21 protein-coding genes are annotated in these 25,035 nt (G+C 55.2%); 8 read left to right on the forward strand and 13 right to left on the reverse strand.

What is annotated here, in order from left to right:
• Positions 1-64: 64 nt before the first annotated feature.
• The 4 genes from N0M98_RS27130 to N0M98_RS27145 form a co-directional block, all read right to left on the reverse strand.
• The gene (locus N0M98_RS27130; RefSeq protein ID WP_259619709.1) at positions 65-1,018 is read right to left on the reverse strand and encodes a D-2-hydroxyacid dehydrogenase family protein; all 954 of its coding nucleotides are present in this window, start codon (positions 1,016-1,018) and stop codon (positions 65-67) included.
• Positions 1,019-1,192: 174 nt separating this feature from the next.
• Entirely contained in the window at positions 1,193-6,760 is a 5,568-nt protein-coding gene (locus N0M98_RS27135) for an SdrD B-like domain-containing protein (RefSeq protein WP_259619710.1), read from the reverse strand.
• Positions 6,761-6,775: 15 nt separating this feature from the next.
• Positions 6,776-7,459, reverse strand: coding sequence for a class D sortase (locus N0M98_RS27140; protein WP_259619711.1), 684 nt, complete (start codon positions 7,457-7,459; stop codon positions 6,776-6,778).
• Between the two features lie 291 nt (positions 7,460-7,750).
• Complete coding sequence (locus N0M98_RS27145) at positions 7,751-8,332, reverse strand: TetR/AcrR family transcriptional regulator (protein ID WP_249863609.1); 582 nt, start codon at positions 8,330-8,332, stop codon at positions 7,751-7,753.
• A gap of 325 nt (positions 8,333-8,657) precedes the next feature.
• Here N0M98_RS27145 and N0M98_RS27150 point away from each other — a divergent pair, with 325 nt between their 5' ends.
• Positions 8,658-9,818, forward strand: a complete 1,161-nt coding sequence (locus tag N0M98_RS27150; RefSeq protein ID WP_259619716.1) for an MFS transporter — start codon at positions 8,658-8,660, stop codon at positions 9,816-9,818.
• A 47-nt stretch (positions 9,819-9,865) separates the two neighbouring features.
• On the opposite strand, the gene rpiA is transcribed toward N0M98_RS27150, so the two are convergent.
• The 8 genes from rpiA to N0M98_RS27190 all read right to left on the reverse strand — a co-directional run bounded on the left by rpiA (position 9,866) and on the right by N0M98_RS27190 (position 17,446).
• Positions 9,866-10,411, reverse strand: a complete 546-nt coding sequence (rpiA, locus tag N0M98_RS27155) for a ribose-5-phosphate isomerase RpiA (protein ID WP_259619712.1) — start codon at positions 10,409-10,411, stop codon at positions 9,866-9,868.
• 182 nt (positions 10,412-10,593) lie between these two features.
• Positions 10,594-11,505 (reverse strand): N-acetylmuramic acid 6-phosphate etherase, encoded by a 912-nt coding sequence (gene murQ / locus N0M98_RS27160; RefSeq protein WP_310944634.1) that lies wholly within the window; start codon positions 11,503-11,505, stop codon positions 10,594-10,596.
• An 18-nt stretch (positions 11,506-11,523) separates the two neighbouring features.
• Complete coding sequence (locus tag N0M98_RS27165; RefSeq protein WP_249863612.1) at positions 11,524-12,294, reverse strand: HAD family hydrolase; 771 nt, start codon at positions 12,292-12,294, stop codon at positions 11,524-11,526.
• Positions 12,294-13,115, reverse strand: a complete 822-nt coding sequence (locus N0M98_RS27170) for a carbohydrate ABC transporter permease (RefSeq protein ID WP_249863613.1) — start codon at positions 13,113-13,115, stop codon at positions 12,294-12,296. Before N0M98_RS27170 ends, N0M98_RS27165 begins: the two co-directional genes overlap by 1 nt.
• A gap of 45 nt (positions 13,116-13,160) precedes the next feature.
• Positions 13,161-14,057 carry a carbohydrate ABC transporter permease gene (locus N0M98_RS27175; RefSeq protein ID WP_249863614.1) on the reverse strand — a complete coding sequence of 299 codons (897 nt, stop codon included), beginning with the start codon at positions 14,055-14,057 and terminating at the stop codon, positions 13,161-13,163.
• 96 nt (positions 14,058-14,153) lie between these two features.
• A complete protein-coding gene (locus N0M98_RS27180; RefSeq protein ID WP_249863615.1) occupies positions 14,154-15,461 on the reverse strand; it encodes an ABC transporter substrate-binding protein in 1,308 nt (435 codons plus the stop codon).
• A 168-nt stretch (positions 15,462-15,629) separates the two neighbouring features.
• Complete coding sequence (locus N0M98_RS27185; protein WP_259619713.1) at positions 15,630-16,118, reverse strand: GNAT family N-acetyltransferase; 489 nt, start codon at positions 16,116-16,118, stop codon at positions 15,630-15,632.
• Positions 16,119-16,384: 266 nt separating this feature from the next.
• A complete protein-coding gene (locus N0M98_RS27190; RefSeq protein ID WP_259619714.1) occupies positions 16,385-17,446 on the reverse strand; it encodes a tartrate dehydrogenase in 1,062 nt (353 codons plus the stop codon).
• A gap of 290 nt (positions 17,447-17,736) precedes the next feature.
• On the opposite strand from N0M98_RS27190, the gene N0M98_RS27195 reads away from it, so the two are divergent.
• From N0M98_RS27195 to N0M98_RS27210, 4 genes are all read left to right on the forward strand, one after another.
• The gene (locus N0M98_RS27195; RefSeq protein ID WP_249863619.1) at positions 17,737-18,186 is read left to right on the forward strand and encodes a hypothetical protein; all 450 of its coding nucleotides are present in this window, start codon (positions 17,737-17,739) and stop codon (positions 18,184-18,186) included.
• Positions 18,187-18,474: 288 nt separating this feature from the next.
• The gene (locus tag N0M98_RS27200) at positions 18,475-19,791 is read left to right on the forward strand and encodes an ABC transporter substrate-binding protein (protein ID WP_249863620.1); all 1,317 of its coding nucleotides are present in this window, start codon (positions 18,475-18,477) and stop codon (positions 19,789-19,791) included.
• A 69-nt stretch (positions 19,792-19,860) separates the two neighbouring features.
• Positions 19,861-20,775: a carbohydrate ABC transporter permease gene (locus N0M98_RS27205; RefSeq protein ID WP_249863621.1), complete on the forward strand. Its 915-nt coding sequence runs from the start codon at positions 19,861-19,863 to the stop codon at positions 20,773-20,775.
• Positions 20,776-21,621: a carbohydrate ABC transporter permease gene (locus N0M98_RS27210; RefSeq protein WP_249863622.1), complete on the forward strand. Its 846-nt coding sequence runs from the start codon at positions 20,776-20,778 to the stop codon at positions 21,619-21,621. It begins immediately after the preceding gene.
• Positions 21,622-21,752: 131 nt separating this feature from the next.
• Here the strand turns inward: N0M98_RS27210 and N0M98_RS27215 are convergent, their stop codons facing one another.
• Positions 21,753-22,049 (reverse strand): DUF2325 domain-containing protein, encoded by a 297-nt coding sequence (locus N0M98_RS27215; protein WP_249863623.1) that lies wholly within the window; start codon positions 22,047-22,049, stop codon positions 21,753-21,755.
• A gap of 384 nt (positions 22,050-22,433) precedes the next feature.
• Here N0M98_RS27215 and N0M98_RS27220 point away from each other — a divergent pair, with 384 nt between their 5' ends.
• The 3 genes from N0M98_RS27220 (at position 22,434) to N0M98_RS27230 (ending at position 24,921) form a co-directional block, all read left to right on the forward strand.
• Positions 22,434-23,384, forward strand: a complete 951-nt coding sequence (locus N0M98_RS27220) for an ABC transporter substrate-binding protein (RefSeq protein WP_249863624.1) — start codon at positions 22,434-22,436, stop codon at positions 23,382-23,384.
• Between the two features lie 58 nt (positions 23,385-23,442).
• Positions 23,443-24,168 carry a sulfite exporter TauE/SafE family protein gene (locus N0M98_RS27225; protein WP_249863625.1) on the forward strand — a complete coding sequence of 242 codons (726 nt, stop codon included), beginning with the start codon at positions 23,443-23,445 and terminating at the stop codon, positions 24,166-24,168.
• A gap of 132 nt (positions 24,169-24,300) precedes the next feature.
• Positions 24,301-24,921 (forward strand): S-layer homology domain-containing protein, encoded by a 621-nt coding sequence (locus tag N0M98_RS27230; RefSeq protein WP_259619715.1) that lies wholly within the window; start codon positions 24,301-24,303, stop codon positions 24,919-24,921.
• The last annotated feature ends 114 nt before the right edge of the window (positions 24,922-25,035 follow it).

Here is a 25,035-nt window from a genome sequence, read left to right on the forward strand (position 1 = left end):
ACGTACGGGAATTGGGACTTCTTCGCCTATGGATGATGTATGCGTGAAATCGGCCGCGCGCATCTTAGGCCAAGCGGCGGATTGGCGCTCCTTCGAGAAAGGCCCAGATATCGTCAACCGCATCTTGATAAAATACGCGATAATTGTCCTTGGTAACATATCCGAGATGCGGCGTCGTCAGCACATTGGGAAGCGTCCGAAACGGATGATCCTTCGGCAGAGGCTCGGTCTCGTACACATCCAAGCCCGCTCCGGCGATCCAGCCTTCGCACAGCGCTTGAGCCAAAGCCGCTTGGTCGACGATCGGCGCACGCGAGGTGTTGATCAAATAAGCGTCGGGACGCATCAGCTTAAGCTGCTCCGCACCGATCAGCCCTCTCGTTCTGTCGCTCAAAACCAGATGGATCGAGACGAAATCGGATTCGGCCAGCAGCTCCTCCTTGGAACCGGCCAGTCGGACGCCCGCCTCGTCCGCGCGTTCCTGCGTCAAATTCTGGCTCCATGCCGCCACTTCCATGCCGAAGGCCAAGCCGATCTTCGCTACTCTGCCGCCCAGCTTGCCGAGTCCTAGAACACCGAGCTTCTTCCCGCACAAATCCGTTCCCAGCGTGCTCTGCCACATGCCTTGCCGCACGGCTCCGTGTTCTTGAACGATATGGCGGGCCAAACCGAGAATCAACGCCCAGGTCAGCTCTGCCGTATGCGACGATAAGCCCGAGGTACCGCTGACGACGACTCCGCGAGCGGCTGCGGCTTCCAAATCAACGGAGGCGTTCCGCATTCCGGTAGTAACAAGCAGCTTCAGGTTCGGCAGACGGGCCAGCAGCGGGGCGCGAAACGGAGTCCTCTCCCGCATAATGACAATGATTTCGAAGGGAGCTAGGGCTGCCGCCAGCTCGTCCTCGTCAGCCATATGCTCATGAAACACGGTTACTTCCACTCTATCCTCTATGGACGCCCAATCGGCGATAGATTTGGCTACCTGCTGGTAGTCATCTAGTACGGCACATCGAATCATTTGAATGAAGTCTCCTTATCGATCGTTACTCGTTCATAGCTTTATGTAAAATTAGTATATCACTATTGAAATGAAAAAACAGGCATGCTCCTGTCTTCTCGACACAAGCATGCCTTTAATTACTCATGGACATTCAGCAAAACAGATCCACATTCTTCGATGATTGCTTCGGCGTTAGCGGCCGCCGCCTGATCTTCTCCAGCGGATTGCCAGAGCTGCCGCGCATATGCATAAGACAATACCGAATAGCGGAGCGGCCGGAAGCGATTCTCCGGTCAATGGAAGCTGACCCGCGCCGGTAAGCTCCGGCTGAGCGCCGTCTGACGGCACCGTGCCAGGTTGCCCGGCATCCGGTTCTCCGCCTGCGGTCGGCAGCGGCTGAGCGCTGTCAATCGGCTCGCCCGGAAGCGGCTGATCGACCGTCGGCCCATTATCGCCGCCCGGGAGATTCGTATCCGGCTGGGTGCCGGGAGAAGCAGGGCCGCCCGCACTGCCGCTGCCTCCGCCTGGTTGAGACGTACCGGATGAGCCTGTGTCTCCCCCTCCGGAGCTGCCTCCGCCGGAACTGCCTCCCCCTGAATTCCCGTCCGAATCGCCTCCGGAGTCACCGCCCGAATCTCCGGGATCGGAAGGGCCTCCATCGTCCTTCTTCAGCCGCAAGCCGGCGTCAACGGCAAGATTTCGCTCTCCTGCAGCTAGAGCAACCAAGTCGGATTTGCCGTCCGTACCGGCGTCGGAATCGACGGATCGGTCTGTTCCCGCCGACTTCAGCGTGAATTGATAGCCCGAAGGAAGCTCGAACGTCACATAATATGTCCCCGGCTGAAGCCCGTCGAATATATAATAACCGGGTTTATCATAGACGCTGCCCGTTACGGTGGAGGCCAACAAATTTCCATTCTCGGCAAACAGCTTTACCTGCACGCCGCTCAGACCGGTTTCCCCGCTGTTCTGAATGCCGTCGTTATTCGTATCGATCCATACGTAATCCCCGATAGCTCCGTCACGATCGCCAGGCCCCGAACCCGGGTCTCCTCCATCGTCTACCGGAACCAATCCGGCATCGACATTCAGATTCGTTTCTCCGGCGGCAAGATCGAAGCTGCCGGTTATGCCGCCAGCGTCGGCATCGGAATCCAATGCGCGATCGCCGCCCTTTCCTTGCCCCGTAAATTCGTAGCCGGATGGAAGGTCGAATTTCACCGAATAGGTTCCAGCCGGAACATTCGTAAAGGAGTAGTACCCGGCTTTGCCGTACACGGTTCCCGTTACGGTAGAAGCGAGCGGAAGGCCCCCGGCGCCGTAAAGATGCACGAACAAGCCGTTCAGCCCCGGCTCGCCGTCGCTCTGCAAGCCGTCCCGGTTCGCATCCACCCATACGTAATCGCCGATCGTTCCCGTCTCCTGCGGCGGCTGTGCCGAACGTTTCAATCCGGCGTCTACCGTCAGATTCGTTTCGCCCTGCGCAAGAATAATCGTATCGGTCGCGCCGTCGGCATTGGCGTCGGAGTCGGCGGAACCGTTATTTCCGGCATGCTTGCGCGTAAATTCGTAACCGGACGGTAGCTCGAATCGGACCGTATAAGCGCCGGCTTCCAAATGCTCGAACCTGTAAGCTCCCGCTCCGCCGTATACATCGCCGGTCACCGTGGTCCCCAGCAGATTGCCGTCTTCGCCGTACAGCTTCACCGGCACGTCGTTCAAGCCCGTTTCGCCGTCATTTTGAATGCCGTCTCCGTTGGCGTCAATCCACACGTAATCGCCGATGACGCCTTCGCGAGAAGGTTGCGACGCTCTGCGCGCTCCTGCATCGATCGTCAAGTTCGTCTCGCCGGACGCAAGATCGAAGATGTCCGTCATCCCGTCCGCTCCGGCATCGGAATCGGCCGAAGCGTCGCTCCCTGCATGCCGCTGCGTAAATTCATAGCCGGACGGAAGCTCGAACTTGATCGCATAGCGTCCCGGCAGCAGCTCGTCGAAGCGGTAATATCCCGGGCTGCTGTAGACCGACCGGTAAACTGAGTTGTAGACCGAATCGTACACCGAAGCGGTAACGGCAGTGCCTTGAAGAGCACCCTTATCGTCGAACAGCCGGACAACGACACCGTTTAATCCTGCGTTTCCGTCATTTTGAATGCCGTCGCCGTTCTCGTCGATCCAGACATAATCCCCGACCGCGGCTCTTGCCGGCGGCTGAACCGCTTTGCGCAAGCCCGCATCGACCGTCTGATTCGATTCGCCGTGCCGCAGCCGAATTACCTGCGTTCTCCCGTCGGCCGGATTGGCGTTGGAATCCGTCTCCGACGACAGGTCGCTGCCCTGCTGCGTAAATTCGTAGGAGCGGTCCGGAAGCTCGAACCGGACGATGTAGCCCCCAGCGGGCAGCTTATCGAATTGATAATACCCGTCCCCGTAGACCGCGTGGTTTACCGTAGTCGTTTGACTGAGAGGCGTCCCGCCTTCGTCAAACAATCGAACGGCAACTCCGTTAAGACCGGGTTCGCCGGCATCCTGCGTCCCGTTGCCGTTCTCGTCGATCCAGACGCGATCGCCCAGACTGGAGCTCGGCAAAATGAGCCCGGCGTCGACAGACGTGATATGCTGATTCGCATCCAGCCGGATCACATCGGTTTTCCCGTCCGCATTCGCATCGGAATCGGTCTCAGGCTTGCTGCCGTCTCCCTTGACGGTAAACGCGGCGCCGGATGGGAGTATAAATTCCGCCGAGTAATCGCCGGGCGTCAATTGCGAAAACATATAGTGCCCTCCGCCGGAAGTAACTGCGGTAGCGAGGGCGTAACCGTTCTTATCGTACAAGTTTACGGTAATCCCGTCGACACCCGGTTCTCCCGCATCCTGCAAGCCGTCTCCGTTCAGATCGCTCCATACTGTATCGCCGATGCTGCCAGCAGGCGGTATCAGCCCGGCGTCCACGGTATCGTTCTTTTCGCCAGCGCCGATCTGGATCGTCCCCGTCATTCCATCCGCCGCCGCATCGGAATCGAGGGTATGGTCTCCTCCTTCGTTCGCTTCCGTCCAGCCGCCGTAGCCTTGCGGCAGGATGAACTTCACTTTGTAGCTGCCGGATTCCAAGTTAGTGAACATGTAATATCCGGGCTTGCCGTCATGATCGTTGCCTGTTATGGTCGTCTGGACAAGCGATCCGGCCGCCGTATACAGCTCTACATGAACTCCGTTTACGCCCTGCTCGGCCGGCTCATTCTGAATGCCGTCCCCGTTCAGGTCATTCCACACATAGTCGCCGATTTCGCTTTTGGCGTCTTCCTTGACGGCCACTCCCACCTTGAGCGGCTCGGTCGCGAGCAGCGACTTGCCGTTATCGGCGCGCTTCGCCATAAAACCGAAAGAGCTCCAAGCAGTCTGGCCTTGAGTAGGCGCGTTCACCGGCGCCCGCATCGTCCATCGCAGCTCCTCTTGGGCCCCTGGAGCCATCACATGGCCGTCCTCAAACACGAATTGAATTCCCGTCACCGTGGTCAAATCCGCAGGAGGCTCCGCCGACCAGTGACCGCCGCTCATAGCAATGGTTGCATCGGTTGTGTACAACACCGTAATATAGTCTGCCGCACTCACTTTGCCGGTCAATACCGGACTCCATTCGCTCCCGCGCGGAGAGCTGTCCACCACGCCCCGATCCCCGATGCGGGGAAGCGCGTCGACCAGGAGCAGGCTGCGAACCGGAATGTTGCCGACGTTGGTAACTACCAGCTTATACTCCACCTTGCCGCCCGGCGTCGTCAATCCTTTATTCGGGTATCGCGTCCAAGTGTCTCCGTCCAGATCTCCCTGCACCCATTTGACCGATTCCAGCTTAACGGCGGAATTAATATAAATCAGGCTGTCGTTGTATACATACCATCTGCCGTTTACAAATTTCTTTTTCGTAAAATCGGAATTGTTCAAGTAAACATGCTTATCCGAGGACACCTGCACCTCGTTGTCGATATAGCCCGTCTTGGCCCCGGCCTTGACGACAGCCTGGAATTCCAGCTCGATCTTCTTGTCGCGTCCAAGCTCGGCCGGATTGGCGTCATCCCAAGACCATCGGAGCAGCGTTCGTCCCGGGGCCGAATCGGCTGTCGCTTCGAAATTCGGCGCGCTTAGCCCGAGTCCGCCGTCGCTGACCAGCTTCGTGCTGCCTTGAATGTAATCCAGCTCGGCCGGGAGCAAATCCTCGACGATCGGATTCCGGAAGTCGGCGCTGCCGTATTCGGTATTTCTCACGGATAGCCTGTAGGTAACCTTATCGCCGGGAGAGTAGTTCGACGCATCCGCCTTCTTCGTCACTTCCAACAAAGGACGGCTTTGCACGACATAGAACGACGCATCCCGCTTCTCCTCAAAGCTCTTCCCGTCGAAGCCGTAATTCAGCTGAGCCGTATTGGTGATTTTGGCGCTGTCGGCAGGGGTAACCGGAGCTGCATAGCTTGGATTCAGTCTATAGCCCACTTCAAAATTTCCCGTTTGGCCAAAATCGACCGGAACCTCGCCGAAAATGAATTTGATGCCTTTGACCGCAGTTCCGGGCGGCAGCACATCGCCGGGTCTCAGCGTCACTCTCTGATCGGCTTTGACCGTCCCCCAATAAACCCATGGCCCCCTCACGCTGTCCGCCGTCGTATATTGCACCTCATAAGCTGCAATACCAGTAAACGTAGGGGTATACACATGATTCAATTCCAAGCCGTCCGGCGTCATATCCGTAAGCTCGTAGTTCTGCAAAGCCACATTGGAGCCGTTATCCAAATTTCCGATATAAAAGTTGACCGTCTGACCGGGAGAAGCCTCCTTCTGCCAGTCGGAAACCCATTTCAGAAACCGGCTGTCTTCCTTCTTGGGCGTTGATGTAAAAGCATGCGTAACCTCCGCGTTCAGCGTCACCTGCTGTTCGCCCAGCGGCGTAAACACCGCCTCGGCCCGGTTCACCGCATCCCCTGTCATATCGGAAGGGTATTTGACCTTAACCAAAAGCGTTTTGGAGCCTACGCCCTCGCCGATGCTGCCGAGGCTCCATATGACCGCCCCGCCTTCGACCCTTTCGGGTGCGGGCTGAGCCGAAACGAACTGGGCGCCACGGGGAAGCGTGTCGCGCACCGTAACATTTTGCAGCTCCAGCTTGCCTGCGGCGGTCACGTTCTTATCCGTCAGCGTCAGCTGATACTCCACTTCGCTTCCCGGTATCGGCTCGATCGGCGCCGCCGGCCTTGACCGTTCTTTCTTCAGTTCCCACTGCGCGGAAGCCCTTGACGTTACCTGGACGATATTCGACAATTTGCCGCCCTGGTCGCTTTCGAACTTGCTTTGGGCGCTGACGGTCGTGCGGTTCGGCGTCTTATAGTTGGGAAACCGGGCGTTAACTTGCAGCGTTCCGGTCGTACCCGCCTTGACCGTATCCTTAAACTTAAACGTTACGGTGTGGTTCCCCGCATCGTACGAATGCTCCGTATCGCCGGCGTCCACCGCCGAATCGAAGCTGAGTGCGCCCGGCAGCGGCAGAACGATCTGTGCATTCGCGTACATTTGGGTCGTGCTGGACACACTGTAGTCGATATCGTATGTAAATTTATTTCCGGTATCGACCACGGACACGCTGCTTCTCATCTCAATCTGAATTCCATCCGATGCGTCCGCGGCAGCCAGCGCAGACATCGGCATCAGCAAAACGTTCGCAAGAAGCAGCAGCACCCACAGAAGCGCCTGCTTCTTCATCAAACTTCTCATGGGTTACATTTCTCCTCACCCGGTATTGTGCGTCTTCTCGTCCAGTACAGCTTTCACAATAAGCCGATGGGTCGGATTTACCTTCGGCTCGCAAGTAATCAGAGTCATCTCGGCTTGATCCCGCTTCTGATCCAGTACGGACAAATTATCCGGCTTGACCAGAAACCGGGAAGTTACGGAATACACATAAGAGTTTTGGGGCGTGTCGACCACGATCCGGTCGCCGGCTTCAAGCTCGTCCAGACGGCTGAATTGCTTGCCGAAAGTCCAGCTTCGATGCCCCGCCAATACGAAATTCCCGGGGATGCCGGGACGCCGTTCGGGTTCGACGACACCTATTCCCGCTTTGAGCACTGCAGAATCCGTCCCCATAATGATAGGTTCCTTAAGATTCAGCTTGCCGATCGACAAAGTCCCCAGCACAGCAAATCCGTCGATCATAACGGGATCATCCTGCGGTTCGGGCTCCGCCTCAGTCACAGGCCGGCTCTCGCCGGACATCCCGGCGGAATCCGTCTGCGGCCAGCGCAGCGGCTCGACATGATCGAACTGCAGCATGTTCCACTGCTCCATCATCGATTGCTTCTGCTTCTCCTGCATATGGCGCTCCCACCAAGGCTGCAGGATCAGCATAACTCCACACGCAAACAACAAGCCGACTGCGCACGCCCGCAGCTTATTCCGCCGAATAGGCAGCACCTCCTCCAATCGTATGAACTACAAGCGCTCGCCAATACTCCCTCCTCTCTTCGGCGGCAGCCCGCTTCGGTTACCCAAGCCATGACGGGCGCCCCATATGCCTTCCATTCAGAATACGGCGCGGGTTTCAATATTATTCCAATCTCTTAAGCCGCCGATAGAGTAAGAGCATACCGCGAAAATGAAACGGGCCGGCCCCGCAGCCATTGCAACAATGACCGCGGGCCGGCCCGCATAACATCCTCTATGATTTTTGTATGAAATTTCACAAAACATACGTCTCTTGTTCTATTACTTTAACAGGCTCAACAGCATATCGGCGGAACGATCCATAAAGGCTCTCTCCGGCCGCGATTTCGTCATAACGGTAAGCCCGATCAGAGATATGACCAAAGCCTGCGCCAGAGCCCGGGCATCCGTTCCCGCCCCCAATTCTCCGGAACGCTGCCCGCATTCGACCGCTTCCTGAAATATAGCTGCCAAATACATTTGATGCTCTCTTGTCAGCACTTCGAACCTCTCGTCATGCGGAGCCAGCTCAACCATCGTATTGATGCAGAAGCATCCTTTGGGCGGTCGGCTGCCATAGCCTTCTTCGATGACGTCTGCCAAAAAGCGGCGAATCGCCTCTTTCACGGACGGACCGCTCTGAAGCTTGCCCCGAACGTAAGCGGCGTGCTGTTTCGTATATTGGCGCAATGCCGCTTCGAACAGCTCCTTCTTATCGCCGAAGGCCGCATAAAGACTCGGACGCTGGATTCCCATCGCTTGGGTCAAATCGGTCAAGGAGGCCGCTTCATAGCCTTTGTCCCAAAATACGCGCAAAGCGGCTTCCAGCGCCTTCTCCTTATCAAACTCCCGAGGCCGGACCATATATACCCCTCATTTCATATCGTTCAGTACATTATTATTGTATTCATACTGTCTTATAAAATCAAGTAAATCATGATTTTTTAACCATTATTCGTTGCCAAAAATATTAAACTTGACAGATACGGCCATAACCGGATACATTTACGGGAGATTATTATTTACCGTTTGGTACAAAATAAATTATTACTCATTGAATACGAGGTGAGCCAACTTGAAACAGCAAAAAGAACCCTTTACCCCCTGGACTAAAGAGCGGCGTTCCGGCCGATTCGACCCTTCGGCGACAGCTTCACCGCAGCAGGCAGCTTCCGCTCTCCCCCGTTACATGATCTGGATGCTCGCAGCCGCATGCGGGCTTGCCGTAGCCAATATTTATTACGCGCAGCCGCTGCTTGACGCTATAGCAGCCGAGCTAGGCATCAAGAACGCCTCGGTAGGGATCGTTATTACCGTCACTCAGCTATGCTATGCCGCCGGTTTATTCCTGCTGGTGCCGCTCGGAGACCTGCTGAACCGTCGCAAACTGATCGCAAGCCTGATGACCTTAACGGTCGCTGCGCTCGCCGCGGTAAGCATGGCAACCAATATCTCCATCCTGCTTGCCGGTTTGGCGGGAGTCGGCTTGCTCGCCGTCGTTGCCCAGGTGATCGTTGCGTATGCGGCGTCGATAGCATCCGACAGGGAGCGGGGCCGGGTCGTCGGCCAGGTGACCAGCGGCATCGTGACCGGCATACTGCTGGCCCGCGCAGCGGCCGGCGTCTTGGCCGATCTGGCCGGCTGGCGCTCCGTTTACCTCGTATCCGCCGCACTAACCTTGCTGACGGCCCTCGTCTTGTACCGGGCGCTCCCGCATCGGGAGGAAGACCGCGCGGCGCTCTCCTATGCCGGGCTGCTGCGCTCCGTGCTTCAGCTCTTCATCCGGGAGCCGATTCTGCGACTCCGCGCGGCGCTGGCTCTGTTCATCTTCGCCGCCTTCAGCATCTTATGGACGTCGCTCGTGCTGCCGCTGAGCTCTCCGCCCTTATCGCTGTCGCATAGCGCGATCGGAGCGTTCGGCTTGGCCGGCGCAGCCGGCGCGCTGGCGGCCGCACGCGCGGGCCGTCTGGCCGATCAAGGTCACGGCCAGACGACGACCGGCATCGCGCTCGCGCTGCTGCTGGCATCCTGGCTGCCGATCAGCCGCGCCGCGCAATCGCTGCCCGCCCTCATCCTCGGCGTCGTTATTCTCGATTTGGCCGTCCAGGCGGTTCATGTCACGAACCAGAGCATGATCTTGAGAATCCGGCCCGAGGCGCGCAGCCGTCTTACCGCAGCCTATATGATCTTTTACTCCATCGGCAGCGCTTCGGGTTCCATCGCTTCGACTGCGGTATACGCCCGGTTCGGCTGGCACGGCGTCTGCTTGCTGGGAGCATCCGTCAGCGCGGCGGCTCTTCTGTTCTGGGCCTTAGCCTCCGCCTCCCGCTATTCCAAACCGTCCGGCTAAAGCTCTCCCTTCGGCTTCCGCGTATCCGATCGAGCGCACCCTTCGCCTTATGGACGGTCTGCAGCGGTTACGCGACCGTCGGCATGTCCGACGATCAAGGTATCGGTCATGGCGCAAAACAATCCGTTCTCGACAACGCCGGGAATCCGGTTGAGCGCCAGACTCGTTTCTTTAGGATCGGATATCGCCCCGAACCTGCAATCAGCGATAAGGTTGTCGTTATCGGTAATGAAATTTTGGCCCCCGGCCGCCGTTCGAATTTCCGGATCGCAGCCCAGCTTCCTTAATTGCCGAAGCGTGAGCTGCGCAGCGAACGGTATAATCTCTACCGGCAGCGGAAACTTCCCCAGCCGCTCGACTTGCTTGGTTTCATCGACGATAATGACCAGCTTGCGGCTGTTCGCGGCTAAAATTTTCTCCCTGAGCAGCGCTCCTCCCCCGCCCTTGATCAAGTTGAAACAAGCGTCAACCTCGTCGGCTCCGTCAATCGTCATGTCAATCTCATCCACGCCTGCGAACGGCACGATCGGTATTCCCAGCTGGACCGCCAGCTCTTCCGAAGCGGCGGAGCTGGCGACCGCCCGAATCCGCAATAAACCTGCATATTATTTCGCGTTGGCCGCTTGAATATCCTTTTCCACGGGTCATGCCATACTGGCCGCGGCGGCCGTCAGCAGCGTACTCCGGCTCCTCCGAATTACGAAACGCTAAAAAACCGGTCCCCTGCCCATAACGGCAAAAGACCGGTTTAAATCATCGAAATTGCGCTTTAACTTTAATTTTGCGCCAGATACCGCATCGCGTCGCCGAAATGGCCGCCTGTCTCCTCCAGCGCACGAACGGCTTCCTCGTATCCGATGTCATACTGCAGCATCAGAATCGCCGCTCTGGCGTCGCCCCCGGCTTGATGCGTAACGGTGGCGGCTATCTCCTCTTCGGCTCCGGTCGCTTCCTTGACGATCCGGACGACCCGGTTGCGCAGCTTTTCGTTCGTAGCCTGCACGTTCACCATCAGGTTGCCGTACACTTTGCCGAGCTGAATCATTACGGTCGTCGTAATCATATTCAGCACCATCTTCGTGGCGGTTCCTGCCTTAAGGCGGGTCGAGCCGGTTACGATCTCCGGGCCGACGGGCACTTCGATCGCATACTCGGCTTCCCCGCTCATCGGCGTATTCACGTTGCAGCTAAGCGCGACCGTCAAGGCGCCGATCCGCTTCGCTTCCTGCAGCGCTCCGATGACATACGGCGTCGTGCCGCTGGCCGCTACCCCGATGACGGCATCCGCCGCCGTCGCATTGCTTGCGACCGCTCTTCTCCCCGCCTCGTCGTCGTCCTCGGCATTTTCGATAGAGCGGGTAATCGCCCGCTCTCCGCCCGCGATCAACCCGACGACGAGCTCCGGCTCGACGCCGAAGGTCGGCGGGCATTCGGAAGCGTCGAGAACGCCCAGCCGGCCGCTCGTACCTGCTCCGACGTAAAAAATTCTACCGCCCTGTTTTACAACTTGCACAATCGCTTCAATAGCGTCAGTAATTTGAGGCAAAGCGGTCTGCACCGAGGCGGCAACCGTGTGGTCCTCTTTATTCATCAAATCGACGATGTCGCGAATCGATAAGCTATCCAAATGCATAGACTTCTCGTTTCTTCGCTCCGTCATCAATAGATCCGTTTTCATGCTAGTCATAAGAGGTCCTCCTTGCCCTTAATGTACACAATCAAGCAGCTCTTCCATTTGATAGATAACATAGTCCGGAACATACTCCGCCGGATACGGCTCTACGGCCGCTTGCGGATGCTCCTTTTGCAGCTTGGCCTTGCAAATGTCGACAAATTCCGCCTGCGCCGCACGCTGCCGCGGAGCGGCAGCCCGCAGCGGCTCAGGCAGCTTATGATAGATCAGCACCGAGGGAACGCCGCTTTGGTTGGCCATAAACACGTCGTGGTCGAGCCGGTCTCCCACATGCGCCGCAATCTCGCCGGTCTTCCGCAAGCTGTCGAGGATGCGCGCATCCGGCTTGCCGCAGCCCGCCTTCTCGGGCGTGACGATATCGTCGAACCATTCGCTTAAGCCCAACGCTTTCATGACCGGGAATTGATATTTATAGAAGCCGTTCGTCACCGCGGCCAGACTGTATCCGCGTTCCTTGAGACGCTGCAGCGTCTCAAGCGACTTCTCCTCCAGCAAATAAATTTTGGGCGAAACCGAATGGTCGAGAACCAGCCGTTCTACATCGATAGTAAGCTCCAACTGCAGCTCCGCCAGAAGCAGCCTGACCATTTCATCCCAATCATAGGCTTCCACGGTACGGTTCTGTGCCATCCGCCGCTCATGCTCCCGCACCAGCGTCTCGGTCGACTTGAACGGCCTTTGCAGCTGCTGCGAAATCTGCTCTTCAATCGCCGGAAACACCCATTTTCCGAACGGATTTTGCATTAACGTCCCGTCAAGATCAAACGTAATCCATTTTTTCATTACTTTACAGCTCCTGTCGTCATTCCCTCAATGAATTGTCTTGAAGCGAACAGGAATGCTATGATCAACGGCAGCGAGGACAGCGTCAAACCGCAGAACAGCAGGTTCCAATCGGTATCGTATTCCCCGAACAGCGTCAGCATTCCGAGAGGGATTGTGCCCAGCTCCGTGCTTTTGATAAAAATAAGAGGGTAAAAGAAATCGTTCCAAATTCCGATCGAATCGACAATGCTGACCGTCGCCAGAGCCGGCCGCATTAACGGCAGCACGATTTTGTAATACACCTGGAAATCGTTGCAGCCGTCGATCCGCGCGCTTTGATCCAGATCTTTCGGCAGCGTGCGGAAAAATCCGTAAAACACAAACACCGCAAACGAAATATGTCCCGCCACGTAAACGATCATGAGCGCCAGATGCGTATCCAGCAGCCCCAGCTTCAGCATCATCATGTACAGCGGCGAAATTGCCAGCTTCATCGGCAGCATAAGACCCAGCATAAAGAAGAAAAGCACCATGCCGTTCCAGCGGAATGAATACCGGGCTACGTAGAAGGCCGCCATCGACGAGACGAGCAGCACCAGAATGACCGATATGGCGGTGATATACAGACTGTTCACGAAGTATTCCGAGAAATGAACCTTTTCCCAGACTTCTTTATAGTTATCCAATGAAAAGCTGCTCGGCAGCCCCAGAGGATGCGTCGTAATTTCCTGCTTCGTTTTAAACGACGAGGTGATCATCAAAAATACGGGATATATCGACAAAAACGTAAACAGCGACAAAATGAGATATTTGACCGTTTGTTGCAGCCGCAGCGCCATGGATTACCTCCGAAGGATATTTTCTTGATGTGGAGACCGCGATGATTAATGCTCGACTTCCTTGCTTTTAAAGAAAAACATCGAGAAGGCGGTCGCCCCGGATATCAGCAATAACAAGATGACGGCAAGCGCTGAGCCCAAACCGATCGACTCTCCCCCGCTTACGGAGCCGAAGGCCAAACGGTAAAAATAAAGTCCGAGCACATCGGTCGAGAAATACGGTCCTCCCGAAGAGCCCTGCATTGCATAGATCAGCTCGAACGTCTCGAAGGCGCCGATAAAGGTCAGGATCGACATGATCATAATGGACGGCATGGCCAGCGGAATCGTAATGCTCCAGACCATTTTGGAACCCGACGCGCCGTCGATTCTCGCCGCTTCGTAAACCTCCGGGGAGATGGCCTGCAGTCCGACCAGAAAGATCAGGACCGCAAAGCCGAAACCGTACCAGCTGTTCACAACGATAATCGTGTAAAGCGCCGTATTCGGATCGCCGAGCCACGGCTTGGCCAAATCGCCGAGGCCGATCGCTTCCAGCAGCGTATTGAGCGCCCCGTACGTCGGGTTCAGTATTAAGCTGAATAAAAATCCGACGACGATGACCGAGAGAAGCTTCGGAACAAAGAACAGCGTCTTGAACAGCTCTTTGCCCCGGATTTTACTGTTGATCAGCATGGCCAGAATGAAGGCGACGACAAGCTTGCACAGCACCGTGCCGATAAAAAACAGAACGTTATGGCCAAGCGCCCGGAAAAACGTTTCTTTAAACGGCGTTTCGGTGAAGAGCCGGACGAAATTTTCCAGACCGATAAAATCTCCCCGCACCAGACCTTTCCATGAGAAGAAACTGTTGAGCAGCGCCTGGAAAATCGGATAAATCATAAAGCCAACATAAAAAATCAGCGCAGGGAGTAAAAACAGATGGACCATATGTCGTCTCATTCCCCTGTTTTTCTTGACGGGTGGTTTAGGCAAGCGGGCATCCTTCGCAGGATCAATAGTTGTACCTGTCATGAGCAGCTCCTTTAATCAGCGGCTTTATTTTTGCGGTTTGAACCATTTGTCGGCGGAAGCTTGCGTATCTGCGGCTACTTGTTCAGGCGTCAGCTTGCCGATGTACATCCCTTGCAGGGAGTCTTCGAAGGTCGTCTTGGTTGTCGGCGTTCCTTGGCTGAAGCTGGTAAGCAGCAAATACGGCGTGCTGTGTTTCTCGCTGAAAGCGGCCATCTTCTTGAGCTGCTCGTTTTTCGGCGCAACCCCGTTGATCGGACTGACTCGGGTCAGCTCGTCGCTGAACATTTGGCCGAATTTTGGCGAAGCGACGAATTCCATGAACTTGGCCGCTTCCTCTTGATGCTTGGAGCTTTTGGCGATGCCGTAGGAACCGTCGACCCACGTTGCGATTTGCGCCGGATCTCCCTTTTTCTCCGACAGACCCGGGAGGAATTCGACAGGGAAGGACACTTTGTTCGCTTCGAACGTTTCCAGACGTTGGCTGCCGTTGATGTACATGGCCGCTTTCTCCGTATAGAACAACCCTTGCGCGTCCTTGTCTTCAATAGCTATGAAATCTTTGGGGAAGTAGGCTTCCAGCTGTTTCATCCGCTTGATGGACTCGACGAATTTCGGATCTTTGAAGTTGGTCGTGCCTTTCAGAACGGCTTGCATGTAGTCGGTTCCGCCGTAAGCGTTCGGCCCGATGACCGCATGCGTAGTGGAGAGCAAATACGCGGCTTTGCCGGATTGAGCGATCGGAATGATATTTTTCGCTTTGAGAGCTTCACAGGTTTTTACGAATTCGTCCCATGTTTCCGGCGGCTGCAGGCCGTTCGCGTCAAACAACTTTTTATTGTAGAAAATGACCGCGTTGTTCAGCATGATCGGAACGCCGTACACCTTATTGTCGGAGCCTTTTGCCGCGTCCAGGTAGCTGGCCGGAATATTTGTAAGCCCTTTAATATTATCGAGCGGGGTCAAATAGTTCGCATCGGCGAGCGCTTTGGCTCCGTCATACGGGCGAAGCTGCACAATATCGACTCCGGTGCCGGATTGCAGCGAGTTGGTGACAATCGTGTTGTATTCGGTCGATTTGTACGGCTTGAACTCTACTTTAATATTCGGGTTGTCCTTCTCGAACTCAGCGATGATCTTCGCATAGCCGTCTTTGTCCTCAGGTCTCCAGCTGTACATGACCAGTTTGACGGGATCGCCTCCGGACTTAGCTACTTCGCCGCCCGCGGCGGAACCGGTGTCTTTGGAGCCTGTGCCGCTGCCCGAACTGCAGGCGCTAATAACGGAACTTAACAACAATAATGCCGAGCTTGCGAACAAAGCCTTTCTTTTCATGCCATCTACTCCCTTTTCTACTTATTTATAAGGTCTTGATAATAGGATTATATAAAATAAAATGCCATAATGTAAATGATTTTTAGAAATTTTATTTCTTGACTGAAACGGCCAAAAAAAATTTTATTGCTCGGCCGGTCGATATGAAGACGTTTCCAATGAGTCCGCTTACAGCTCGCGGTAATAAATATAAATATCCAACGGTTGATTCATAGGGTTCATAAACGCCTTCCGGATCGTTCCCGCCCGCTCGAATCCGAGGCTCTCCCACAGCTTGACGGATGCCGTATTGGAGGACACGACCGAGTTGAACTGGATCGCACGGTACCCGCAGCGCTTGGCCGTCTCCAGCGAATGCACCGCCAGCGTTCGGCCGATACGCCTGTTTCTGAAGCGGCTTCCGACCGCATATAACGCATTGGCGACATGCGCCCCCCTTCCCGGAAAGTTCTTATGCAAAATATAAAATCCGGCGACTTCCCCGTTCTCCGTATCCTCCGCGCACAATACCGCATCCTGCCGCTCCAGAATGCCGCGGATTTTATCCAAGCTAAACGATTCCGTCCAAAAAAAGGAATTCCCTTCCTCGATGACCTCGTTCCAGATGGCTTGAATCGCGTTAATATCTTCTTCCCTATACTCCCTGATTCTAATCACGGCGAACGCCCTCCTTTTGATAAACTTAACCTGCGGCTACTCCTTGACTAAACCCGCATCCCAAAAATTCGTTTTAGAATGTTCGTCTCCTCCGCCCAAGCTTCCCCACCGACCATTTGAAAAAGTCGAGGTTGAGCGCTTTAACTTTACCATTTTCTGCAAAACGCCGCTTTTTCGTTACACTTTTACAGCTAAAAAAGAAAAAACCTGATCGCTCAGGTTTTTTCAATGACAAACATGCCGGCGATGGAACATCCATCGGACGGTTACGATTGCTTGCGCAAATGCCGCAAAATCGCGTCCGTCATTTCGCGGGTCGTCGCTTGGCCGCCGAGGTCGGCCGTCTTCACCCCGTCGCTGAGCGCAGCTTCGGTCGCGTTCAGAATCAGGCCGCCGATCTCCGGATAGCCCATAAAGTCGAGCATCATTTTGCCGGTCCAGATTTGGCCGACCGGATTGCTTATGCCGCGTCCCGCAATGTCGGGCGCCGAGCCGTGAACCGGCTCGAACATCGACGGGTACTGCCTCTCCACATTCAAATTGGCGGCCGGCGCGATGCCGATGCTGCCCATAATCGCGCCTCCCAGATCGGTCAATATGTCGCCGAACAGGTTGGAGGCGACAATCACGTCGAACTGATGCGGCTTCATCACAAAGAAGGCGGCCAGCGCATCGATATGGATGCTGGAGGACGCCGTTGCCGGATAATCCGCTTTCACCGCTTGAAACACATCGTCCCAGAACGGCATGCTGTGCGAGATTCCGTTCGACTTCGTAGCGCTCGTAACGTGATTGCGCCGGGTTTGAGCCAACTCGAACGCATAGCGCATGGCGCGCTCCGTCGCTTTGCGGGTGAAGACGGCATTCTGAATCGCCATTTGGTCTTCGCCGCTGTGGATGCGTCCGCCGATCTCGGAATACTCGCCTTCGGAGTTTTCGCGGACGACGATAAGGTCGAAGTCCTTGGGCTCCCTTAGCGGAGATTGCAGGCCGCGAAGCAGCTTCGCGGGTCTGACGTTGATCGACTGCTGCATTTCCCGCCGTATTTTGATCAGCAGCCCCCAGAGGGAAATATGGTCCGCCACCAGTCCAGGCATGCCGACCGCTCCGAGGAAGATTTGATCGAAGCCGCGCAGCGTCGCAATCCCGTCCTCCGGCATCATGCGGCCGTGCTTCAGGTAATATTCGCAATTCCAGGGGAAGTGCGTCCAATCGAACGCCAAGCCTCCGTGAATTTCCGCCGCCGCTTCCAATACTTCGATGGCCGCGGGAACGACCTCTTGTCCTATTCCGTCGCCGGGAATGACGGCAATATCATAGCGCTTCATTGAATGGATAGGCCTCCTTTTTCCATAAACGATGGAGTGATGCGATAGTAACAGGATTGTCCTCTACAACGTATTCTCTCTTGCCGCGTCGCTCTCCTGCCGCTTTTGGATTTTATCTGCTTTGACCCAGGCAAGCCGAGCCAAATTATCCCCTCCTTCAAGTTCCCATTTGGGCTTTCATTCCATATAGTAATATATCGCCGCGGCGGCGGCACATCAGGCACAGCCGTCTCATTTCGGATAAATTTTGCAGTCGGTTTATTTTAATTGAAAATAAGGAGTGACTTTCGTTGCAAACAAGGCAAGCTACCATCCCCGTCCCTTCCCGCTGGGGAATTAACGCTTACGCGGGCAGCAGACCGGTCATTTGGGGAACGCTCGTGATCAGCTCGGTCGACGCTAACGGCAGATTAACGGGTTCTATTAATTTTCGCGGCACCCCTATTCCCGTTCAAGGGCATTGGAACGAACGCAGCCGGCAAATCCGCTTCGACTCTCCATACGCCCATTTTACCGGGACTTTGAGCGTTTTCGACGACCCGTCCATCCGGATACGCCATTTGGTATTGAACGGCACCCTGCTCATGAAGTCTCCGTCCATCCAAGCCGGAGAGCACGGCACATGGATCGCCACGACCCAACTCTGTCTGCCTCAAGCATATCAAGGCCAGCCCGCCACTGCCGGGATGCCGCCTGTCGGAGTGTTCGTCACCGCCGATTTTACCAGTAACCCTTGTTAATAGAAGGCGCTGAACGCCTTCCGCTCGCTGTTGTCCCCCGATTTCTTGCATGACGATGGACCCGTGAAACGGTTGAAATCCGGGGGCAAAGGCGATCGCCCCGCTCCGAGCGCTTTTGCGGAAATCCGTGAATGAGATAGCAAGCGGTGCGTTCACGGGTTTCCCCATCGTTATAGCTTATGGATTTCGGATTCACTCATAAAAATAGATTTGCCGCTTATACTCTTAATACAAGGAATGCAAGACTTATTTGTAAGCGCTTAACATTATGTAAGGGAGGTTATTTCTATGTTTAAACTGCACCGAAGCGCCGCCGCTCTGTCCCTGTCGTTGATCGTCCCCGCATCCTTATTGGCAGCCTGCAGCGCAGGCGAGTCGAGCGAGCCCAAGGTCGACCCCGGCGGAACAAGCGGCAAAATCGAGCTGCGCATCGCCTGGTGGGGCTCCCAGGACCGGCACGACCGGACGCTCAAGGTCATTGACATGTACGAGCAGCAGCATCCGAACATTAAGATTTCCCCGGAGTTTATCGCCTGGGACGGCTATTGGGATAAACTGGCAACGCAGGCGGCGGGCAAAAGCCTTCCCGATATTATTCAACAGGATTACAAGTACATTACCGAATATGTCGGACGGAACTTACTCGTCGATTTGGACCCTTACGTCAAATCGAATACGATCGATTTAAGCGACGCGGACCCGCTGCATACGGACGGCGGCAAAATCAACAACAAGCTGTACGCGGTCAACCTGGGAACGAACTCGCTCGCTCTCGCTTACGATCCGGCCATGTTCGCCGAAGCCGGAGTGCCGGAGCTGAAGCCGGGCTACACATGGGACGATTTGGCCAATACGGCTAGGCAGCTTAAGGCCAAGCTGGGCAAGGACGTATACGGCATGCCGAACTTCAACGGGATGGACCCGTTCAAGCATTTGCTTCGGGAGAAGGGCCTATGGATCTACAACGAGAAGGGCGACGGTCTCGGGTATCCGGACGATCAGGTGCTGGTCGATTACTTCAAATATTTCGACACGCTGCTGAAGGACGGCATCGTTCCTACTCCGCAGGTCACTCAGGATATCAAAGGATTGGAAGACGAATTAATCGTACATAAAAAATCTCCTCTACTCTTCTTCAACAGCAACCAGGTCGTAGCGCTGCAAAAGGCGGCGAACCGGCCGTTGAAACTGACGGTGCTGCCGAGTCTGGAGGGCGGAAAAGCCGGTCACTTCCTGAAGCCTTCGCAGTTTTTCTCCATTACGACCCATTCCAAGCATCCGGAAGAGGCCGCCAAATTCATTAACTACTTTACCAACGATTTGCAGGCCAACGAGGTTCTCGGAGCGGAGCGCGGAGTGCCGATTTCTTCCAAGGTACGCGAGCATCTCGGCAAGTCCATGGGCGAAGGGGCCAAAGAAATGTTCGATTATATCGATCTGGTGCAAAAATATTCCAGGGAAATCGATCCCCCCGATCCCGAAGGAGCAACCAAAATCGAGGCTCTCTTCAAGCGCATTCAAGAAGCCGTCAACTACGGCCAGCTGACGCCGGAGCAGGCGGCCAAGCAATTCCGCGAGGAAGGCACGAAGGAACTGAAGAAATGAACCGTTTCGGCGCCGTCTTGCCCTTGAACGGACGGACGGCGCACATTGTGCACGGGAGGTGCCAAAGCCATGAACGATCGGGCGCAAACCAGGCTGCTCAAAAACTTGAAACGCAATGCGATCGCCTATTCTTTTATCGCCCCTTGGCTAATAGGCTTTCTGGCTTTTACGATCGGACCGATGATCGCTTCTCTCTACTTATCGTTTACCAAGTACGATATGCTCTCGGAAGCCCGCTGGATCGGCATGGACAATTATGTGAACCTGTTCAGCGACGACGCCCGGTTTCTGCAGTCGATCAAGGTCACGTTTCTGTTCGTCTTCATCTCCGTTCCGCTGAAGCTGATCTTCGCCCTGTTTATCGCCATTCTGTTCAGCGGAAAGCATAAGGGAACCGGATTTTACCGGACGGTCTATTATATTCCTTCCATTATCGGGGGCAGCGTGGCCGTGGCCGTCATGTGGAAGCAGCTGTTCGGTCTGAAGGGAGCGGTGAACGGCATCCTGGCGCTCGTCGGCATCACCGGTACGAACTGGGTCGCGAGTCCCGACTTTGCCTTGTCGACGCTCATTTTGCTCGTCATTTGGCAATTCGGCTCGCCGATGCTGATTTTTCTCGCAGGATTAAAGCAGATTCCGAGCGAGCTGTACGAGGCCGCGGCCGTCGATGGGGCGAGCTATATCCAGCGGTTGTTCAAAATTACGCTGCCGATGCTGACTCCCGTCATCTTCTTCAATCTGGTCATGCAAATGATCGGCGGATTTATGACATTCACCCAGAGCTTTCTCGTTACGGCCGGCGGACCGCTCGACAAAACGTTGTTCTATGCGGTCTACTTGTACCAAAGGGCGTTCGCTCATTTCGAGATGGGCTACGCTTCGGCTATGGCATGGATATTGCTTGTCATCGTCGCCGTCTTTACCGCTTTAATATTCAAATCTTCATCCGCTTGGGTGTACTACGAATCGGAAGGAGGCAAATAAATGGCCGCCCGCAGCCGAAGCAGAAGCATCGTCTACCATTTGTTCGTGTCCGTATTAGGCTTGTTTATGATCTATCCGATTCTTTGGACGCTCGCCAGCTCGCTAAAGCCCGAGCATGAAATTTTCATCAAAGCCTCCTCACTGATTCCGTCCACTCTGGAATGGAGCAACTATGCCAAGGGCTGGAAGGGCTTCGGCACGATCGGGTTCAGCATATTTTTCCGCAATTCGGCGTTCGTCACCGTCATGGTCGTCATCGGAACCTTGTTCTCGTCCACGCTCGTCGCCTTCGGCTTCGCCCGGATGAAGTTCAAGCTGCGCACGGCGCTGTTCGCCTGCCTGATGATCACGATGATGCTGCCCCACCAAGTGACGTTGATCCCGCAGTATATTTTGTTTCAGAAGCTCGGCTGGGTCAATACGTATTACCCGCTGATCGTCCCGGCTTTTATCGGAGGAAGCCCGTTCTTCATCTTCCTGCTCATCCAGTTTATCCGCGGGATACCGCGAGAGCTCGACGAATCGGCCGTGATGGACGGCTGCAGCCCGTACGGCATTTTTCTGCGCATTGTCCTTCCCTTGTGCGCCCCGGCGCTGGTGACCGTAGCCATCTTCTGCTTTTATTGGACCTGGGACGACTTTCTCGGCCCGCTCATTTATTTGAACGATGTTAAAAAGCATACCGTCTCGCTCGGACTGAGAATGTTCGCCGATCCGTCGTCCGTAACCGCCTGGGGACCGATGTTTTCCATGTCCGTGCTTTCCTTGCTTCCTCAGTTTCTCGTATTCTTATTTTTCCAAAAATATATCGTGGAAGGCATTGCGACTACGGGAATCAAAGGCTGAGGCCGGTTCCCGCGAACGGCAAATAGACCCTGTGTCGGATTTCTTCCGGCAGGGTCTATCGCTTATTCGCACCGTTTATAGGTATCACCTTCACCTTCTCTCGCCCGGATAAGCCTACGCTTCGCTTGCCGTCAGCCTACCAGCTGCAGCGCTTTCTCCATAGCCCCCGTAGCGCCGAAGCCGTCGTGGTAGTCGATCTTCTTGCCCTTCTTCTCGGCCAGCTCCCGAACCGCCCACATCGACGTATGCTTGATTGCGCCCTTCAAAATAATGATGACATCGGCCTTATTAATGATGCGCTGAAAATAACTTTCTACGGAACCGCCGCCGGTTTTGCCGTCATGATGCTCCACAATCAATCCGCGCTTCTCTCCAATTTTCTTAAACGTATCGGTCTGGCTTCCGCCTATGATCGCAACCGTCTTCATGAATAATCCCTCCATTGGTTTAACGCCTGTAAACGACTGACGGACATTCGATTTTTATGTACTTTCATTGTATATTTTTATATGATAATGTCAATAGGTTTACTTGGTTTTTATAAGAAAAACCGTCGTCTTCTTCATAGAATAATCTTACAATAGAGGGACAAGCGATAGGTTACTCATACAAATTCCGTTGTTAGCGATAAAATAGACAAATAGAACCCGGCATTCTTTCATGTCCGGGTTTTTCCGATTGCTATTTTTCCTGACGTTCCATAGTTTCCTTGCAGATGTTGACAATGATAATCAGTATCAAATATGATAAAACATCAAGATATTAACTTCTGCCGCCATAAAGGCGGCAAAACCATTCAGGAGGATTTCGTCATGTTTGATCATAACAGAACCAAGAAAATCTCGCCGTGGATCAAAGGCGGCTTCGTTCTATGCGCCGCCGCTTTGCTGTTTGCCGGATGCGGCGGCGGCAACAACGAACAGCCGAAGGCGGAGACTACGGTTAAGGACAGCATGGGACATGAAATGAGCATCCCTGCCGCTCCCCAGCGCATTATCGCCAGCTATCTGGAAGACCCGCTGCTTGCCCTCGGGATGAAGCCGGTGGCCCAATGGTCGGTGAAGCAAAATAGCGTTCAGGACTATTTGCAATCCCGGCTGGACGGAGTGCCGACGATTCCTTCGACCTTGCCGCCCGAGACGGTGCTGAGCTTCAATCCGGATTTGATGATCATCGGTCCCGAATCCGCCGTTCAGAACGGCCTGTACGAGCAATATTCCAAAATCGTCCCGACCTATGTTCTGGGAACGGACACGATTAACGATTACCGGAAAACCTTGCTGAAAATGGGCGATTTATTAAATAAGAAGGAAGCGGCCGAGCAAGCGCTCAAGGAGTATGACCAAAAGGTTCAGAAGACAAAAGAGCAGCTGAAAACTGCTATCGGAGATAAAAAGGTTGCTATCCTGTGGGTAACCGGCAAAGGCTTCTATGTGGTGAACGGCAAAGTAGCCAGCGGCGCTGTCGTATACGGCGATCTCGGGCTGCAGCCTCCGAATATATTGGCCGTGCTTCCCGAGGCTACGGCCAATTGGACGTCGATTTCTTTGGAGAAGCTCGCGCAGCTGGACGCCGATCTGATCTTTCTCGTCAACAACGATTCGGGTCAGGCAAACCATCTGACAGACCCGTTGTGGAGCGGCATTCCGGCTGTAAAGTCCGGCCGCGTTTATGAGATGGATTTCAAGAGCAGTTGGCTGTATAATGGCGTCATCGCCGGGGAACGGGTCATGGACGATATTTTGCAAGCCGTCGCCAAGTAAGCCCGATCTCCGGCCGAGCACTTATCGAAATCGTACAAGTTAGCGGGAGTGGTCGCTGTTGGAAGCTTATCTCTTCGTGCTGCTCGTCGGGGCCGCAGCGGGCGTCGTCAGCAGCATCGTCGGCACGGGGTCCTCTATTATGCTTTTGCCCGTGCTCGTATTCGCCTTCGGCCCCAAACAGGCCGTGCCGATCATGGCGGTTGCCGCCGTCATGGCCAACCTGTCCAGGGTTGCGGCCTGGTGGCGTGAAGTGAACTGGAAAGCATTTGCCGCCTACTCGCTCACGGGAATTCCTGCGGCCGCCTGGGGAGCGCGCACGCTGCTGGTGCTGCCTGCCCATATGGCGGACATCGGGCTTGGTTTGTTTTTTCTGCTCATGATTCCGGTCAGACGCTGGCTGCAGGCCAAGCAATTCCACATTCGCCTATGGCAGCTCTCCGTCGCGGGAGCCGTCATCGGCTTCCTGACGGGCATCGTTCTCTCGACCGGACCTCTCAGCGTGCCGGCCTTTACGGCTTATGGGCTTGTGAAGGGAGCGTTTCTATCGACGGAGGCTGCCAGCTCGCTTGCGCTCTACATAAGCAAGGTCGTCATCTTTCGGGAGCTTGGGGCGCTGCCGGCGGAAGCGTTAGTCCAGGGGCTTATCGTCGGATGTTCGCTGATGTTCGGCACCTTCGTCGGAAAAGCCGTCGTTCAGCGCATGAGCGTCCGCAGCTTTCAGTACATGCTGGACGGGCTGCTGCTCTGTTCGGGCCTGTCGATGCTTTGGGCCGCCATCTCGTGAATCTCGTAAATCTCTTGAGATCAGCTGCTATCGATGTCTTAGACTTCTTCGAAACTGAAACATTTTGATCGGCAGGATCGTTTGATAAGATGCATAGACCATAAACATATTCGGAGAAGGAGAAATCATCTCATGAAAAAAACTTGGACTGCATCTGCCCTGTCTCTTGCTCTGATCGTTTCGGCGGCCGGCCCCGCCTTCGCTTCTACGCCTTTTCAGGATATCGGCGGCAGCGGCGCCAAACAGCAAATTGAAGCGCTGCAAGCAAAAGGCATCGTAAGCGGCGTGACCGACGAACAATTCGCCCCGGGGGAACGGCTGCTGCTCTCGCAAGGCATCGCCATGATTACCCGCGGCCTGCCTGCGAGTGCCCCGGCCGGCGACGGCGGCGCAGCCTCCGGCACGGCCTTTTTTACAAGCGTTCCCGCCGCTTCCTGGTATGCCGCTTCGTTCGAATCGGCTCGCCTGCGCGGACTGGATTTGCCCGCCGAGGCCAATCCGGCCGAGACGATGACCAAGGAGCAGTTTGTCCACTACGTGGTGCAGGCTATGGAATCCACGCATTTGTTCCCGCTCATTAAGCTGAGCCCTGCGGAGATTGCCGACGGCGACGAGCTGACGGCCGGTTATCAAGGCACCGTTCAGCGCGCCCTGCATTACGATCTGGTTGCTCTCGACGAATCGGGCCGCTTTCATCCTCAGAGCCAGATGACCCGTGAAGAAGCGGCCGCTATTTTATATAGGGCTTGCTGAACGGGTCGCAATTTACGGCATCACGGGTAAGCGGAATGAGAGGGTCGACCAGAGCCATTGCAAAAAAGGCAAAAAGAGAACCCGGAGTCTCTTTTCGAGGTTCATGACTAGCAG

Origin of the sequence: Paenibacillus doosanensis (assembly GCF_025060755.1) — a bacterium.
GTDB lineage: Bacteria > Bacillota > Bacilli > Paenibacillales > NBRC-103111 > Paenibacillus_S > Paenibacillus_S doosanensis.

What these genes read in the sequence shown, in the direction of transcription:
- N0M98_RS27130 (WP_259619709.1), bottom strand. Translation starts at nt 1,018, where the DNA reads ATGATTCGATGTGCCGTACTAGATGACTACCAGCAGGTAGCCAAATCT.
- N0M98_RS27135 (WP_259619710.1), bottom strand. Translation starts at nt 6,760, where the DNA reads ATGAGAAGTTTGATGAAGAAGCAGGCGCTTCTGTGGGTGCTGCTGCTT.
- N0M98_RS27145 (WP_249863609.1), bottom strand. Translation starts at nt 8,332, where the DNA reads ATGGTCCGGCCTCGGGAGTTTGATAAGGAGAAGGCGCTGGAAGCCGCT.
- N0M98_RS27150 (WP_259619716.1), top strand. Translation starts at nt 8,658, where the DNA reads ATGATCTGGATGCTCGCAGCCGCATGCGGGCTTGCCGTAGCCAATATT.
- murQ (WP_310944634.1), bottom strand. Translation starts at nt 11,505, where the DNA reads ATGACTAGCATGAAAACGGATCTATTGATGACGGAGCGAAGAAACGAG.
- N0M98_RS27165 (WP_249863612.1), bottom strand. Translation starts at nt 12,294, where the DNA reads ATGAAAAAATGGATTACGTTTGATCTTGACGGGACGTTAATGCAAAAT.
- N0M98_RS27170 (WP_249863613.1), bottom strand. Translation starts at nt 13,115, where the DNA reads ATGGCGCTGCGGCTGCAACAAACGGTCAAATATCTCATTTTGTCGCTG.
- N0M98_RS27175 (WP_249863614.1), bottom strand. Translation starts at nt 14,057, where the DNA reads ATGAGACGACATATGGTCCATCTGTTTTTACTCCCTGCGCTGATTTTT.
- N0M98_RS27180 (WP_249863615.1), bottom strand. Translation starts at nt 15,461, where the DNA reads ATGAAAAGAAAGGCTTTGTTCGCAAGCTCGGCATTATTGTTGTTAAGT.
- N0M98_RS27190 (WP_259619714.1), bottom strand. Translation starts at nt 17,446, where the DNA reads ATGAAGCGCTATGATATTGCCGTCATTCCCGGCGACGGAATAGGACAA.
- N0M98_RS27200 (WP_249863620.1), top strand. Translation starts at nt 18,475, where the DNA reads ATGTTTAAACTGCACCGAAGCGCCGCCGCTCTGTCCCTGTCGTTGATC.
- N0M98_RS27205 (WP_249863621.1), top strand. Translation starts at nt 19,861, where the DNA reads ATGAACGATCGGGCGCAAACCAGGCTGCTCAAAAACTTGAAACGCAAT.
- N0M98_RS27210 (WP_249863622.1), top strand. Translation starts at nt 20,776, where the DNA reads ATGGCCGCCCGCAGCCGAAGCAGAAGCATCGTCTACCATTTGTTCGTG.
- N0M98_RS27215 (WP_249863623.1), bottom strand. Translation starts at nt 22,049, where the DNA reads ATGAAGACGGTTGCGATCATAGGCGGAAGCCAGACCGATACGTTTAAG.
- N0M98_RS27220 (WP_249863624.1), top strand. Translation starts at nt 22,434, where the DNA reads ATGTTTGATCATAACAGAACCAAGAAAATCTCGCCGTGGATCAAAGGC.
- N0M98_RS27230 (WP_259619715.1), top strand. Translation starts at nt 24,301, where the DNA reads ATGAAAAAAACTTGGACTGCATCTGCCCTGTCTCTTGCTCTGATCGTT.